Source organism: Legionella sp. PATHC039 (genome assembly GCF_026191275.1).
Classification (GTDB): Bacteria; Pseudomonadota; Gammaproteobacteria; order Legionellales; family Legionellaceae; genus Legionella; species Legionella pneumophila.
This window is the reverse complement of the sequence record NZ_JAPHOP010000001.1, coordinates 102,932-116,689: the sequence shown is the minus strand read 5'-3', so window position 1 is coordinate 116,689 and position 13,758 is coordinate 102,932. Positions and strand designations below refer to the sequence as shown.

Here is a 13,758-nt window from a genome sequence, read left to right as displayed (position 1 = left end):
CAAATGCGATGATTTATTTGATTCGACCACTCACATGAACCGCATGAATCACAGCAGTAATACGTCCAACTCGTGCAAGGCTTATATCGGATAAACCGTGCTCTTTCAATTGACGTGCGTGAGAGCTGACACAAGCCCCACAACCATTGAGAGCAGAAACAGCAAGGGACAATATTTCAAAGGTTACCCTGCCTACCCCTGGAGTCATCATTCCTTGCATTCGCAATCCTGCAGGAATATGCTCAATTTCCTTAATTTCAGTTAAATGAACAAAGCGATAGTAAATATTTGTCATCGCCATAAGGCTTGCTGCAAGTTGTGCTGCACGCACAATCTGTTCGTTATGCACCAATTCTTTAAGTCCTTTAATTAGAACCTCATTGCCTAAAGAATAACTCACAGCCAACGCAGAACCTAAAATCTGATGCTCACTCAATCCATCACTTTGTTCCAAATCAAGTACCTTAGTCAAATTCAAGCGTATGTCTTTAGCCACTTCCGGTATACTTTCTTTAACATTCTCTAACATGATTGATGCCTCTTTTTTCAATTTATTTGATATGAATTGTTTCTTCACCTTTTTTCCAATTACAAGGACAAAGTTCATCGGTCTGTAAAGCATCCAGAACACGTAATACTTCAGCTGGATTGCGCCCTACATTTAAATCCGTAACCATCACAAAGCGAGTAATTCCCTGGGGATCTACAATAAATGTCGCTCGTTGAGCAACCCCCTCCTCGTCATCCAATATGCCCAAATTTGCTGTCAATTCTCGTTTAACATCAGCCAGCATGGGAAATGGCAAATTGTTTAAGTCCGGATGCTGATTTCTCCAGGCCAAATGTACAAATTCACTGTCTGTACTTCCACCTAGAATTTGAGCATCTCGATCGGCAAACTCGGAATTTAGCCTTCCAAACTCCGCAATTTCAGTAGGACAGACAAAGGTAAAATCTTTAGGCCAAAAAAATACGACTAACCATTTACCCCGATACGTTTCATTAGAGATCATTTGAAATGCATTGTTTATATCATGAGCCACCGTTGCTTTAAGTTGAAACTCTGGAAATTTGTTGCCTACCGTAATCATAAGTTTTCTCCTCGTTAAATTAACACTATTTTCATTGTTAAATTTAGGTGAAATCATTTAATAAATAAAATCAATTGTTTTTATTAAAACGATAAACATAATCAATCAAAATAAAAATTATTAATCCATTTTGCAAAATATTTGGCTTTTATGTTTTTATAAACTACTTTTAAATAAGGGCCTGTGGAGGAATATTGGTATGGAAGACCCTTTTTCTGTATTGCTAAAATCATTACAATCAGTATTTCATTTAGAAGCAATGAGAAATGGCAAGTACACTTTTCCAGCAGTTCAACATCTTAAAGAAGCCACCGAGAACTACAATCCAAAAGCCAGAAATACTTTTATTGAGCTGCTTAGAGCAATTAGAGAAGCTTTGCCTTATATTGAAAAATGGCGGATTAATTTTAATGTAATCAGAAAATCCATGGATGCTCTGGCTAAATTGCACCACATGCCAACTATTGACTGGAATCAGGTCTTATCTCATCCAAAAGTATCGCCACGATTTCAATTCAGCGCACTGGACCACTCTCATCATGAGCATGATTTAATGACCTGGCTTGAAAAAAAGGTAGGAAAACCCTTTAGTCAATTGGATCATACTGAATTAACCCAAACACTGGTTGACAACCGGGACAGGCTTGGATTTAGCCAAAAATTGAGCAATCACTTAAAAAAAGATCCTGATTTCTTATACAATATCATTCTCAGATCAGAAAGAAATTTCATCAAAATTTCTCAAACCCGCTTAATTCTTTACTTGACAGACGAACAACTTGCCAGAGCTATAATTAAGCATGTTCCCGTTTTGATGCATAAAAGAAAAGAACCCTTCGAGCAAATAGAGCAATTGATTCATACTCTCAACGAAATATTATCCAATGGTCGTTCTGTATCAACTCTTTTACGAAACACAGACGCCAAAACCATCCTGGAGAATTCGCCATTATTTCAAATGTATTTGAGTGAGGAATATAAAAACAGACATCAACATCCGAATAAAGACCCTGGTTTACAAACAAAAGAGTCTTTGAAACCTGGTTTATAAAACAAGGTGCGACAGCACCCTGCCCTGAAAAATTCACAAAGCAGGGAATCAGCAAAAACAACAGAATCAAATCTATCAAGAATTGACCTGGTTTGGTTAATCCAATAAACCTAAAGACTTGACCGTGTCACGCTCACTTCGTAATTCGTTTAAAGTGGTATTGAATCTCTCGCGTCCAAAATCGTTGAACTCCAAGTTCTCAACCACTTTTAATTCGCCATGTTCTCTGCGGCATGGGAAAGAGAAGATCAAACCTTCATCAACTCCATACTCTCCGTTTGAGCGACGGCACATTGAAAACGATTCTCCAGCAGGAGTATCAGTAACCAAATGATTAACCCCTGTAATTATCGCATTGGCGGCAGAAGCAGCAGAAGACGAGCCTCGCGCTTTGATCACTGCGGCTCCTCGTTGCTGGACGGTTGATACAAAAGTCTCTTTTAACCAGGTTTCATCATTAATGACTTGCGCAGCAGAAGTTCCATTGATTTTTGCGTTATAAAAATCAGGATATTGGGTAGCGGAATGATTACCCCAAATCGTCATTTGAGTCACTGCAGTAATGTCAACGCCTGCTTTTTTAGCCAATTGAGTACGGGCTCTTAACTCATCCAATGTGGTCATTGCATAAAAACGATCAGAAGGCACGTCTTTTGCGTGATTCATAGCAATTAGGCAATTGGTATTACAAGGATTTCCTACAACAAATACCCGCACATCATCGCTGGCATAATCATTAATCGCCTGACCTTGTTTGGTGAATATACCACCATTGATTTGTAATAAATCAGAACGCTCCATGCCTTGCTTTCGCGGAACTGAACCGACTAATAATGCCCAGTTAACACCATCCATTACCTTATTCAAATCTGCAGTACAAACTATGCCTTTTAATAAGGGAAATGCGCAATCATCAAGCTCCATAGCGACTCCTTCCAGTGAGGGAAGTGCCGGCTCAAGTTCAAGCAAATTCAATTCCACTTCAGTATTTGGCCCAAACATTTGACCGGAAGCAATACGAAACACCAGGGCATAACCTATTTGTCCTGCTGCACCTGTGACAGCAACTCTAACTCGATTATTTGTCATATGATTTCCTCTTATTCAACCACTCTTTAACTAAAAATAGCGCAGCAATACTGCGCGCCTCGGTAAAATCCGGTTTTTCCAATAACTCACAAGCAGCGTGTAAAGGCCACTCTACTGTTTCAGGAGGCTCAGGCTCATCACCTGGCAACGGCGAATGGTACAGCCCCTCTGCAACAATAAGCTCAATGCGAGCTCCAAAATAACCAGGAGCCAATGACATGGAACGAATCCAATGCAGTTCCCTTGCCGCAAACCCAGTCTCTTCACGTAACTCTCTGTTAGCCGCTTCTATAGGGGTTTCATTTCTGTCTATCACTCCCTTGGGAAATGATAATTCATAAGAATCAGTACCTGCGGCGTATTCCCGAACTAATAATAATGATTCTCCGGGAGTCAATGCAACTATTAACACCGCACCATGACCATGACTTTTAATCCGCTCATAGACTCGCTGAGCCCCATTGGAAAATTCCAGATACATTTCTTCAACTGTAAACAACCGGGATTTTGCTATCACGGTTCTTTGCTTACATTTTGGTTTATTTCGCATCAATGCTCATCACTTAATTTTGTAGCAAAATTGCTACCATGATACTATTGCATTCCCTAACAAGCCAGTTTAAAAATTGTAATGCTTCCGTTATCCTTGTACATTCATATTCCCTGGTGCATCAGAAAATGTCCATACTGTGATTTTAACTCACACAAAAGCCCTGATGTTTTACCCGAACACCTGTATATTCAGGCTTTGATTGAAGACCTTAAAACGGATATTTCCTCATACAATACCCGTGAAATTCACTCCATTTTTATTGGTGGCGGCACACCCAGTTTATTTTCAGCCGAAGCTTATAACAACCTATTTAATGGATTAAAGCGCATACTCCCCTTTGCAAAAAATATTGAAATCACAATGGAAGCCAATCCCGGTACTGTAGAACAACATCGATTTACTGATTATAGACAATCAGGAATCAATCGTCTTTCTTTGGGAATTCAAAGCTTTAATCCCAATCATTTAAAAATTCTTGGCCGTATTCATGACGAGAAACAAGCCCATTCTGCTATAGATACTGCCCGTAAAGCCGGCTTTGATAATCTCAATCTTGATATCATGCACAGTTTACCTAATCAAAGTGTAACGCAGGGATTACAGGATCTTAAGACCGCTTTATCCTATCAACCTGAGCATTTATCCTGGTATCAATTAACCATAGAACCGAATACTGTATTTTACAAGCATACTCCTCCCCTGCCATCTGAAGAAGAAGATTACTTGCTGGAGGAGCAAGGATTTACCCTGTTACATAATTCCGGATATCAGCGCTATGAAATTTCTGCCTTTTCCAAACCGGAAAAGCAAGCCAGACACAACATCAATTATTGGTTATTCGGTGATTATTTGGGTATAGGCGCTGGTGCTCATGGAAAAATGACAACCCCAAACGCAATAATAAGAACCCGTAAGCACCGTCAACCCAAAGATTATCTGGATAATGAGAAACCTTATCTGGCTGCTCGCGAAACCATTACAGGTAAAGAATTATTGTTTGAATTTATGCTGAATACAACCCGGCTGGAACAATCCATACCTTTGGAGTTATTTACGACAGCGACGGGATTGGAACTTAATCAGCTTTTACCCTTGCTAAAATTGGCTAATAAGAAACAATTGATTAATTTAACAGATACTCATTGGCAAGTAACACCATTAGGCAGACAATATACTAATGATTTGCAAGCCTTGTTTCTGCCCTAGTTCGCTGTTTCAAAAATTATTGATTCTTGCTTCATTGCAGAGAGTGGATTAGAGAAGGGGGTTTATATCCCCCCATTAATTGCTCAAGGTGTTCTGCAACAGCCAGAGAGGTAGTATCTTTCCAACGATTAGCGGCTATTAATATATTAATGGGCAATCCCTCGGCTGAAGTCCCGCATCTTAGGCTGATCGTTGGAAATCCACTTAAATTATGTGTCATCGCATAGGAAAAATCGCTGATTTCTCTAATCCCAATCCCATGCGGTTTTGCTACTGTTGGAAACACTGGACTAATCAATACATCATAATCTTGCATAAATAAAGCTAATTCCAGACGAAACAAATCGATTTCACGCATACGTTGATGCAATTGGGTCACCGAGAATTGAGTTTGTTCCGCTTGACGCAAGAACTCTTGTAATTCCCATGACAGAGTGTTAACCCCTAACTCCGATAACATAGTTTTAAATCCCGCTCCGCGATCACCCCCGAGAAAAAGCTCCCAGTGCAGATCAAAAGCCTTGCTGACACAATCAGGTCGTACCTCCCTCACTATAGCCACATCATCCTGCAAAGCCAAGGCTGCTGATTTAACAACGTTCTGTATCTCCGCATCAACTGGCGTAAAACCATTGTCTGTAAAATAGGCTACACGTAATTTTTTTAGTGGTGCAGCAGGCATAACAGGAACCGGATTTGTATAAGGATTATATTGGTCAGTGCCCGCAAGCACGGAAAGTCCTAAACGAAGGTCGCTGACAGAACGAGCCATTGGTCCAAAAGAAATCAGATTGCCAATAAGACCATAGGAATCCCCACCTACAGAGCCTGTATGAGGAAGATGGCCATGTGTTGGCTTCAATGCAACAATACCGCAACAATGGGCAGGCTGCATTAAACTACCTCCACCATCGGAACCCAAAGCAAAAGGAACGCCACCTGCAGCGATCAAAGCCGCGGAACCACCACTACTGCCTCCACTGGTTCTTGCCAGATCATAAGGATTATTGGTCCGTCCATAGATTAAATTATCCGAATCACCACCGCGACACAATTCAGGAACATTGGTTAAGCCAAGAATAATTGCTCCTTCCTTTTTTAGTCTAGAAACCAGGGTCGCATCACGTACTGCTTTTTCTCCCTTGTAAAATCCTGAACATGCCGAAGAACAAATTAGTCCTTTCACATACAAAACGTCTTTTATGGCAACAGGCAACCCCATTAACTTATTCAGATTTTTTTTTGAGGCGATACTCTTGTCAATTTCCTTTGCCTGCTTTAAGCATTCCTCAGGGGGAATACGTTCGGTGAGCGCATTGATTACAGGATTAATCTTATCAATATGGTTTAAGTGCGCCACCATGACCTCTGCAGCCGAGAGTTCTTTCATTTTAATGCGGCGAATGATTTCTGTTGCAGAAAGGAGATGAATGGCATCCATAGTTTTAGTAAAATTCCCTTAAATAATGGAATAGAATGATAGTGACAGACCGAACAGGACTAAAAAGCGACATTCAGTATCTGTCTCAAACTATTGCAAATAATTCAAATTCTATGGAACATCCTCTTTTTTAGCAATATGAACGCTCTTTTTGAATCAAATTATACCAACCATGCCTGCTGTTTGCATAAACAAGTCAATTCCTACACTCATTCAAGCACTAATCATGGAATTAAATTGAAATAACATGAAATGAATTCTATTATCTAGTCTTGGCATATTTTCTATCTTAAAATTGCCTGTTAATTGAGATTGGTTGATAATAAAAATTATTCCCGAGTAAGGAGAAATCGGTGGCGCTTTTTATATTTCTAGTACTAGTTGGTTATTTAATGGGCTCCATTAATTCAGCTATCATAGTGTGCCGTACGTTTGGGCTCCCCGACCCAAGAGAAGAGGGTTCAAAAAACCCAGGAGCCACTAATGTACTCCGTCTTGGAGGGAAGCAGTACGGTATTATGGTCATGGTATTCGATGCTTTAAAAGGTATACTTCCTGTCATCCTGGCCAAATTGTTAAGTGCCGAACCTGTAACCGTTGCCTTTACTGCTTTAGCTGCAGTTGTTGGTCATATGTACCCTGTTTTCTTTCATTTCAGAGGGGGAAAAGGTGTTGCTACAACAATAGGGGCCTTGTTAGCATTTCATTTTGTAATTGGTGTTATGGTTGCCGCGACCTGGTTACTGGTAGCAAATTTCTGGCGCTATTCCTCTTTAGCATCAATAGCTTCTATCTCTTTAGCTCCTTTTTACTCCTTAATATTGGTGGGTAATCTTAATATTTTCCCCCCATTATTCATGATCACCATTCTGGTTCTCTACAAACACAGAGATAATTTTAATCGTTTGATAGATGGAAAAGAACCTAAAATCAAGTTCAAACACAGTGTGATAGAGGAAATAATGGAAGCTTCTCCAGCTACTTCTGCAGAGCAAGAGTTTCCTGGCAAAGAAGTCATTGATACGAATATTGATGAAACAGAAAAGACAGAACAAGCTGAGGTTGTAAAAAAACCAAAAGCCAAAAAAGCAACAACAAAAGCAAAAAAGACAACCAGCAAGGAAGAAACAACTAAAAAACCGAAATCACCCAAACCTAAAACGAAAACAGTCAAAGAAAAGGAATAAGGCGCAGCACTTAATTAATGCACAAGCAAAGATGCGCCAAAGACAACCTACCCTTCAACGCCCGTACTCGAGTGCAGGTTGCCAGATCGTTGCGACTAAAAAAGCGGAGTGTACGGATAAGTAGATGAGCATTTTTTAGAGCACTGATCTGGCAAGATGCGCCGAAGGCGGGTGTTCAAGCGAGGGGCCAACGAGGTTTAACCATAACCCCCCACTCCCCATCACTCTCCCCCCGCATCATGCGCACACATCCTGCATAAGCGACCATTGCACCATTATCTGTGCAATATTCCAGAGCGGGGAAGTATACTTCCCCTTTGATGTCTTTAATCCATTTTTGCAAAGCGCTACGCAACGCTTTATTGGCCCCTACTCCACCGGCTACCACAAGGCGCTTTGATTGAGACTCTTTAATTGCTCTTTTGCATTTTATAATTAATGTTTCAACTACTGCTTGTTGGAATGCTTTTGCAATTTCGGAGCGGTCACTTTCTTTTTTTGCACTTTGATTCCAGGTATTTAAGGCATGAGTTTTTAGTCCGCTAAAACTAAAGTCCAAGCCAGGCCTGTCAGTCATGGGACGGGGAAATTGATAGGGAGTTGATAAACATTGATCAGCCAAATTTGCCAACACGGCTCCTCCAGGATAGGGAATCCCCATCAGTTTGGCTGTCTTGTCAAAAGCTTCTCCTACTGCATCGTCGAGAGTATCTCCTAATAATCGATACTCACCAATGTTGTTTACTTCTATCAATTGACAATGGCCACCGGAAACTAAAAGAGCAATAAAGGGAAAATCAAGGGATGGGGTTTCCATTTTTGCGGCTAACAGATGGGCTTCCAAATGGTGAATTGCCAATGCCGGAATATTTAAGGCGTAGGCGAGACTTTTGGCAAAGCAGGAGCCAACTAACAAAGCGCCAATTAATCCGGGTCCTGCAGTGTAGGCTATTCCATCCAATTGGTTTTTACGAATTTGCGCTTTAGTTAATACCTCATCGACTAAAGGAACCAAGTAATTCACATGATCTCTTGATGCCAGTTCTGGAACAACACCGCCATGTACACGATGAGTGGCAATTTGTGAATGCAAGGCGTGGGACAATAATCCTGATTCTGAATCATAGACAGCAACACCTGTTTCATCACAGGAAGACTCTATACCCAATACAAGCATGAACTACCTCAATAATCGGAATCAATTTTCCAGATTTTAATCATTTTTCAATTATATCACAGACAAAAGATACCATTAAATTAAAGAGCAATGTCTTGATAATTTGCTAAAATAGCAAGAAACGTATAGATTAATCTTGACGTGTGGAAAATCTAGCACTAGAATTGCCCACCTATTAAGATTAAATAACCAGAGGACTAGTTAATGCCTACCGTTCGTGTAAAAGAAGGCGAAAACCCAGAATATGCACTACGACGTTTCAAACGCTCTTGTGAAAAAGCCGGTATTTTAACCGAATTACGTCGCCGTGAGTTTTATGAAAAACCAACCGCAGAGCGTAAGCGCAAGCAAGCTGCTGCAGTAAAACGTCATCTTAAAAAAATATCTCGTGATGTTAGTTCAAGACGAGGTGTTGGTCACCGACGTAAAAAAAGCACTACCTGATCTGATTTTTTCAAGATTGACTGCACTAAAAAGCAAGTTTGCGTGAGGCACTTAAACAGTGCCCTGTTTTGGAAGCTCTGTTATTTTTAATTGTTTTTATTTGAAATTGGCCTTCGTGGCAGTTTCGGTAGTAAATCGCAGCTCGTCCTATATTACACCAAGGTCACATTGTATGTGACCTTTTGTTTTTTAAGGAATTAAAATGACTATAAAAGAACAAATCAACAATGACATTAAAGACGCTATGCGCGCAAAGGACAAAAACTTGCTCAATGCTTTACGCTTAATCAGTGCTGCGGTAAAACAAATTGAAGTCGATGAGCGCATTGAAGTGGATGATGAGCGCATGTTAGTCATCCTGGATAAAATGTCCAAACAACGCAAAGAATCTATTGCTCAATTTGAAAAAGCAAGCCGTGACGATCTCGTTGCCCAAGAACAGTTTGAGTTGAATGTCATTTCAAAATACCTGCCTGAACCTTTAACTGACAATGAAATTGAAGAGTTAATCAGCGATGCGATCAAGTCTACTGGCGCTGAAAAAATGTCTGATATGGGTAAAGTCATGGCTATCCTTAAGCCAAAATTACAAGGACGCGCGGACATGGCCCAAGTCAGCGCCCGGATAAAGGCGAAATTAAGCTGAGTTCCAATATGTCTGGCTTAATCCCACAGCCATTCATTGATGATCTATTAAACCGCACTGATTTGGTGGAATTAATAGACGGTTATGTTCCTTTGAAAAAAAGAGGCAACAGTCATATTGCGTGTTGCCCTTTCCATAATGAGAAAACACCATCATTCAATGTTGTTACAAAAAAACAATTTTATCATTGTTTTGGTTGTGGTGCTTCAGGTAACGCCATCAGTTTTGTAATGAATTATCTGAATCAAGGTTTTACAGATGCTGTTGAAACCCTCGCGACGCGCTTGGGTTTAAGTGTCCCAAGGGATGGTACAGGTGAGAAACATAAATCATCTCTCAATCTCTATAATCTCATGTCAGAAGTCAGCCAATATTACCAAAAAAAATTAAAATATAATGGACAAGTGGCAATTGACTACCTTCGCAACCGAGGTCTTAGTGGGGAAATTGCCAAACGATATCATTTAGGCTATGCGCCTGAAGGTTGGCACAACCTGGAAAAAGCTTTCCCAAACAATCAGCGTGAACTATTGAGTACCGGTATGCTCATTAAAAGCGATGAGGGTAAAATTTATGACAGATATCGTAATCGAATTATGTTCCCCATCCATGACAGAAACGGTCGTGTGATTGGTTTTGGCGGACGTGTACTCGATAAAGATCAAAAACCCAAATACCTTAACTCGCCTGAAACAGTACTTTTTCAAAAAAGTCGTGAGTTGTATGGCTTACATCAAGTCCTGTCTCAGCAGAAAAATCCCGACAGTATTATTGTTGTTGAAGGTTACATGGATGTCATTGCCTTGGCACAACATGGCATTTTTAATGTGGTGGCAACGTTGGGAACTGCCACCAGCACATTCCATATACAACTATTGGCAAAGCATACCAAACATCTCATTTTTTGCTTTGATGGTGATGCGGCAGGTAAACAAGCAGCCTGGCGAGCATTGGAGAGCAGTTTACCGCATTTGAATGCCGGATTAGATGCCGGATTTATTTTCTTGCCGAATGAACATGACCCGGATAGCCTGGTAAGAAATGAAGGAAAAAACGGTTTCCTTGAGCTCTTGCAACAAGCAACACCACTCCACCGCTTTTTCTTTGATACTTTAAGTAAAGACATTAATTTATCAAACCCTGCAGGAAAAACACAGCTTATCAATGCAGTGAAACCCTATTTGCAAAAAATGGTTGAGGGCTCATACAAACAGTTGCTTATTGATGACCTGGCACGCTTAACTCATATTGAAAGCCATCGGTTAACTAATTTGATTACTGATAAATCGGAAAGCAAGCCGGAAGTACAAACTGCTATTTCTCGTTCACCTCTGCGTATTGCTATCGCACTCCTGTTGCAAAACCCCGAAATATATTCTACAGCAATACAACAAATCAATCCTGCTCTGCTCCATGAACAGGAACATCATATTTTATTGAAATTATTACAGCAATTAAAAGACAAGCCCAATGCCAATACTGCCAACCTCATTGAATTCTGGCGCAATAGCAGTTATTTTGAATTGATAGTTAAATTGGCAGCCTGGGATCATCAAGTGCCTGAGCAGGAGCTGACTAAAGAATTTATTGATGTCTTATTATTTTTACAAAAACAAAATCGTGAGATATTGATACGACAATACATAGAAAAATCCAGAAAAACTGGCTTAACAGAAGCTGAACGGCTCAGTTTACAAAATTTATTAAAGGAAAGACATGGGCAAGCTGAAATTGAAAAATAAAAATACTGAAATACTGGTATGTTGCAGCCACCCAGTTTATAATTTAAAACTTTTTGTAATTTCCCATTGTTCCAACAGAAGTGCCTATGACCATGAATGACCAAGATCAGCAAAGCTCACAAATTACGAAAGTCATTAGCCTGGGTAAAGAGCAAGGTTATTTGACTTACAGTCAAATTAATGACTTATTACCTAATATTGTGGATACAGAGCATTTTGATGTAATCATTAGCATGCTGGAAGGCATGAACATCAAAGTTTTTGAGCTTCCACCCAGTGAAGATGAACTTGCGCTCTTATTAAATACTGAGGAAGTCCCAGATATTGAAGAAGCAGCTATGGTACTCGCCTCTGTGGATAAAGAAACAGGCAGAACAACTGACCCGGTTCGTATGTACATGCGCGAAATGGGCACAGTAGAACTGCTGACTCGTGAAGGTGAAATCCGCATTGCCAAACGCATTGAAGAAGGAATTTACCAGGTTCTAAAATCCCTGGCGCATTATCCGGAAACAGTGCAACTGGTTCTTGAAGACTATGATCGTTTCCTTGCGGAAGAAATTCGCCTTAATGAAATCATTAGTGGTTTTGCGGATGTTGATGAAGAAATAGCACCTGCCACTAACATTGGTTCCATGCTGGATGAAGAGCAACAGGAAGAAATACTTCTTGATGTCGATGAGGAAGATGAAGACGGCGAAGGTGGTATATCTGATGTGGATGATGGACCCAATCCTGAGCAAGCAAAAATTTACTTTGATGAGCTGCGTGAGGCCTTTGAAAAGGCAATGAAAACCCTCAAAGAGCATGGCCGTACGAATAAAAAAACGGTTGAGTTGCTCGATTCCATGTCGGAATCTTTTTTGAAACTCAAATTGACTTCCAGACAAGTTGATAAACTAACTCGTCATTTTCGCCAATTGCGAAATCATATCCGTGAATTTGAGAGAAGCATAATGCGTCTTTGCATCGAAAAAGCACGCATCCCCAGAAAATTGTTTATAGATACCTTCCCAGGTCAGGAAACAGATCTAAGCTGGTTAGAAACCATTATCAGCAAACATTCCAAAAAACTTGATCTTGAGCGTATAAAAGAAAATCGGGAAGAAATACTACGCTTACAATCCAAGCTGGCCTCTTTTGAAATCGAATATGGTTTAACCATTAGTGAAATCAAAGACATTAACCGCAAGATGTCTATTGGCGAAGCCAAAGCAAGGCGTGCTAAAAAAGAAATGGTCGAGGCTAACTTGCGTCTCGTGATTTCTATCGCTAAAAAATACACCAACCGTGGCTTGCAGTTTCTTGATTTGATTCAGGAAGGCAACATTGGCTTGATGAAAGCAGTTGATAAGTTCGAATACCGCCGTGGCTATAAATTTTCTACCTATGCGACCTGGTGGATTAGACAAGCGATTACACGATCCATAGCCGATCAGGCACGGACTATTCGTATTCCGGTTCATATGATTGAAACCATCAATAAGCTCAATCGTATTTCTCGGCAAATTTTGCAAGAAACTGGCCGGGAAGCGACGCCGGAAGAATTGGCGGAAAAAATGGAATTAAGTGAAGATAAAATTCGCAAAGTTCTAAAGATAGCCAAAGAACCTATTTCCATGGAAACCCCTGTCGGTGATGATGACGACTCTCATCTGGGTGATTTTATTGAAGACAACAACATTGAATCACCAATCGATATGGCAACAGCGGAAGGTTTAAGAGAAGCCACATTAGAAATACTGGAAACCCTGACCCCACGAGAAGCCAAGGTACTGCGTATGCGTTTTGGTATCGAAATGAATACAGACCATACCCTGGAAGAAGTTGGTAAACAATTTGACGTAACTCGAGAGCGTATTCGCCAAATCGAAGCAAAAGCACTTCGCAAATTGCGCCACCCTTCACGTTCAGAAAAGCTAAGAAGCTTCCTTGAAGGAGACGAAGGTTAATTTAATGACTGTTTATAAAAACAGTCATTAAAAAAATATAAAAAATAGTAGAACATTAAAGAAATTAAGTTTAAAATGACCCCCTCTCCGGGCCCATAGCTCAGTTGGTCAGAGCAGCGGACTCATAATCCGTTGGTCCTAGGTTCAAGTCCTAGTGGGCCCACCAATTAAAGCCAGTA

Annotated in this window: 13 protein-coding genes and 1 tRNA gene; 8 read left to right on the top strand and 6 right to left on the bottom strand. The window is 40.4% G+C overall.

The annotated features are described in order from the left end of the window. Positions 1–13 precede the first annotated feature (13 nt). Both OQI99_RS00620 and OQI99_RS00615 read right to left on the bottom strand, forming a co-directional pair. Positions 14–529 (bottom strand): carboxymuconolactone decarboxylase family protein, encoded by a 516-nt coding sequence (locus OQI99_RS00620; RefSeq protein ID WP_322783707.1) that lies wholly within the window; start codon positions 527–529, stop codon positions 14–16. A gap of 22 nt (positions 530–551) precedes the next feature. Continuing rightward, a complete protein-coding gene (locus OQI99_RS00615; RefSeq protein ID WP_265731056.1) occupies positions 552–1,091 on the bottom strand; it encodes a peroxiredoxin in 540 nt (179 codons plus the stop codon). 130 nt (positions 1,092–1,221) lie between these two features. Between OQI99_RS00615 and mavF the strand changes: the two genes are divergently transcribed. Next, positions 1,222–2,142: a Dot/Icm T4SS effector MavF gene (gene mavF, locus OQI99_RS00610; RefSeq protein ID WP_265731055.1), complete on the top strand. Its 921-nt coding sequence runs from the start codon at positions 1,222–1,224 to the stop codon at positions 2,140–2,142. A gap of 96 nt (positions 2,143–2,238) precedes the next feature. On the opposite strand, the gene OQI99_RS00605 is transcribed toward mavF, so the two are convergent. Further along, positions 2,239–3,231 carry a malate dehydrogenase gene (locus OQI99_RS00605; protein ID WP_265731054.1) on the bottom strand — a complete coding sequence of 331 codons (993 nt, stop codon included), beginning with the start codon at positions 3,229–3,231 and terminating at the stop codon, positions 2,239–2,241. Then, complete coding sequence (gene nudE, locus OQI99_RS00600; RefSeq protein WP_061513816.1) at positions 3,221–3,781, bottom strand: ADP compounds hydrolase NudE; 561 nt, start codon at positions 3,779–3,781, stop codon at positions 3,221–3,223. Before nudE ends, OQI99_RS00605 begins: the two co-directional genes overlap by 11 nt. An 81-nt stretch (positions 3,782–3,862) precedes the next feature. On the opposite strand from nudE, the gene hemW reads away from it, so the two are divergent. Next, positions 3,863–4,990 (top strand): radical SAM family heme chaperone HemW, encoded by a 1,128-nt coding sequence (gene hemW / locus OQI99_RS00595; protein WP_265731053.1) that lies wholly within the window; start codon positions 3,863–3,865, stop codon positions 4,988–4,990. Between the two features lie 31 nt (positions 4,991–5,021). Here hemW and OQI99_RS00590 read toward each other — a convergent pair whose 3' ends face one another. Further along, complete coding sequence (locus OQI99_RS00590) at positions 5,022–6,431, bottom strand: amidase (protein WP_265731052.1); 1,410 nt, start codon at positions 6,429–6,431, stop codon at positions 5,022–5,024. A 353-nt stretch (positions 6,432–6,784) separates the two neighbouring features. On the opposite strand from OQI99_RS00590, the gene plsY reads away from it, so the two are divergent. After that, positions 6,785–7,618, top strand: a complete 834-nt coding sequence (gene plsY, locus OQI99_RS00585) for a glycerol-3-phosphate 1-O-acyltransferase PlsY (RefSeq protein ID WP_265731051.1) — start codon at positions 6,785–6,787, stop codon at positions 7,616–7,618. Positions 7,619–7,793: 175 nt separating this feature from the next. On the opposite strand, the gene tsaD is transcribed toward plsY, so the two are convergent. Beyond that, the gene (gene tsaD / locus OQI99_RS00580; protein WP_265731050.1) at positions 7,794–8,795 is read right to left on the bottom strand and encodes a tRNA (adenosine(37)-N6)-threonylcarbamoyltransferase complex transferase subunit TsaD; all 1,002 of its coding nucleotides are present in this window, start codon (positions 8,793–8,795) and stop codon (positions 7,794–7,796) included. Positions 8,796–8,999: 204 nt separating this feature from the next. On the opposite strand from tsaD, the gene rpsU reads away from it, so the two are divergent. From rpsU to OQI99_RS00555, 5 genes are all read left to right on the top strand, one after another. Then, positions 9,000–9,239 (top strand): 30S ribosomal protein S21, encoded by a 240-nt coding sequence (rpsU, locus tag OQI99_RS00575; RefSeq protein WP_010948064.1) that lies wholly within the window; start codon positions 9,000–9,002, stop codon positions 9,237–9,239. Between the two features lie 202 nt (positions 9,240–9,441). Next, entirely contained in the window at positions 9,442–9,885 is a 444-nt protein-coding gene (locus OQI99_RS00570) for a lpg2359 family Dot/Icm T4SS effector (RefSeq protein ID WP_014842313.1), read from the top strand. Positions 9,886–9,893: 8 nt separating this feature from the next. Beyond that, positions 9,894–11,627 (top strand): DNA primase, encoded by a 1,734-nt coding sequence (gene dnaG / locus OQI99_RS00565; RefSeq protein WP_265731049.1) that lies wholly within the window; start codon positions 9,894–9,896, stop codon positions 11,625–11,627. Between the two features lie 86 nt (positions 11,628–11,713). Then, a complete protein-coding gene (gene rpoD, locus OQI99_RS00560) occupies positions 11,714–13,579 on the top strand; it encodes an RNA polymerase sigma factor RpoD (protein ID WP_265731048.1) in 1,866 nt (621 codons plus the stop codon). 89 nt (positions 13,580–13,668) lie between these two features. After that, a tRNA-Ile gene (locus tag OQI99_RS00555) sits at positions 13,669–13,745 on the top strand. Positions 13,746–13,758 lie beyond the last annotated feature (13 nt).

Excerpts from the sequence above, each read along its gene's own strand:
- nudE (WP_061513816.1), bottom strand. The coding sequence starts at position 3,781 with ATGCGAAATAAACCAAAATGTAAGCAAAGAACCGTGATAGCAAAATCC.
- rpoD (WP_265731048.1), top strand. The coding sequence starts at position 11,714 with ATGACCATGAATGACCAAGATCAGCAAAGCTCACAAATTACGAAAGTC.
- OQI99_RS00590 (WP_265731052.1), bottom strand. The coding sequence starts at position 6,431 with ATGGATGCCATTCATCTCCTTTCTGCAACAGAAATCATTCGCCGCATT.
- rpsU (WP_010948064.1), top strand. The coding sequence starts at position 9,000 with ATGCCTACCGTTCGTGTAAAAGAAGGCGAAAACCCAGAATATGCACTA.
- tsaD (WP_265731050.1), bottom strand. The coding sequence starts at position 8,795 with ATGCTTGTATTGGGTATAGAGTCTTCCTGTGATGAAACAGGTGTTGCT.
- OQI99_RS00605 (WP_265731054.1), bottom strand. The coding sequence starts at position 3,231 with ATGACAAATAATCGAGTTAGAGTTGCTGTCACAGGTGCAGCAGGACAA.
- OQI99_RS00570 (WP_014842313.1), top strand. The coding sequence starts at position 9,442 with ATGACTATAAAAGAACAAATCAACAATGACATTAAAGACGCTATGCGC.
- dnaG (WP_265731049.1), top strand. The coding sequence starts at position 9,894 with ATGTCTGGCTTAATCCCACAGCCATTCATTGATGATCTATTAAACCGC.
- OQI99_RS00620 (WP_322783707.1), bottom strand. The coding sequence starts at position 529 with ATGTTAGAGAATGTTAAAGAAAGTATACCGGAAGTGGCTAAAGACATA.
- hemW (WP_265731053.1), top strand. The coding sequence starts at position 3,863 with ATGCTTCCGTTATCCTTGTACATTCATATTCCCTGGTGCATCAGAAAA.
- OQI99_RS00615 (WP_265731056.1), bottom strand. The coding sequence starts at position 1,091 with ATGATTACGGTAGGCAACAAATTTCCAGAGTTTCAACTTAAAGCAACG.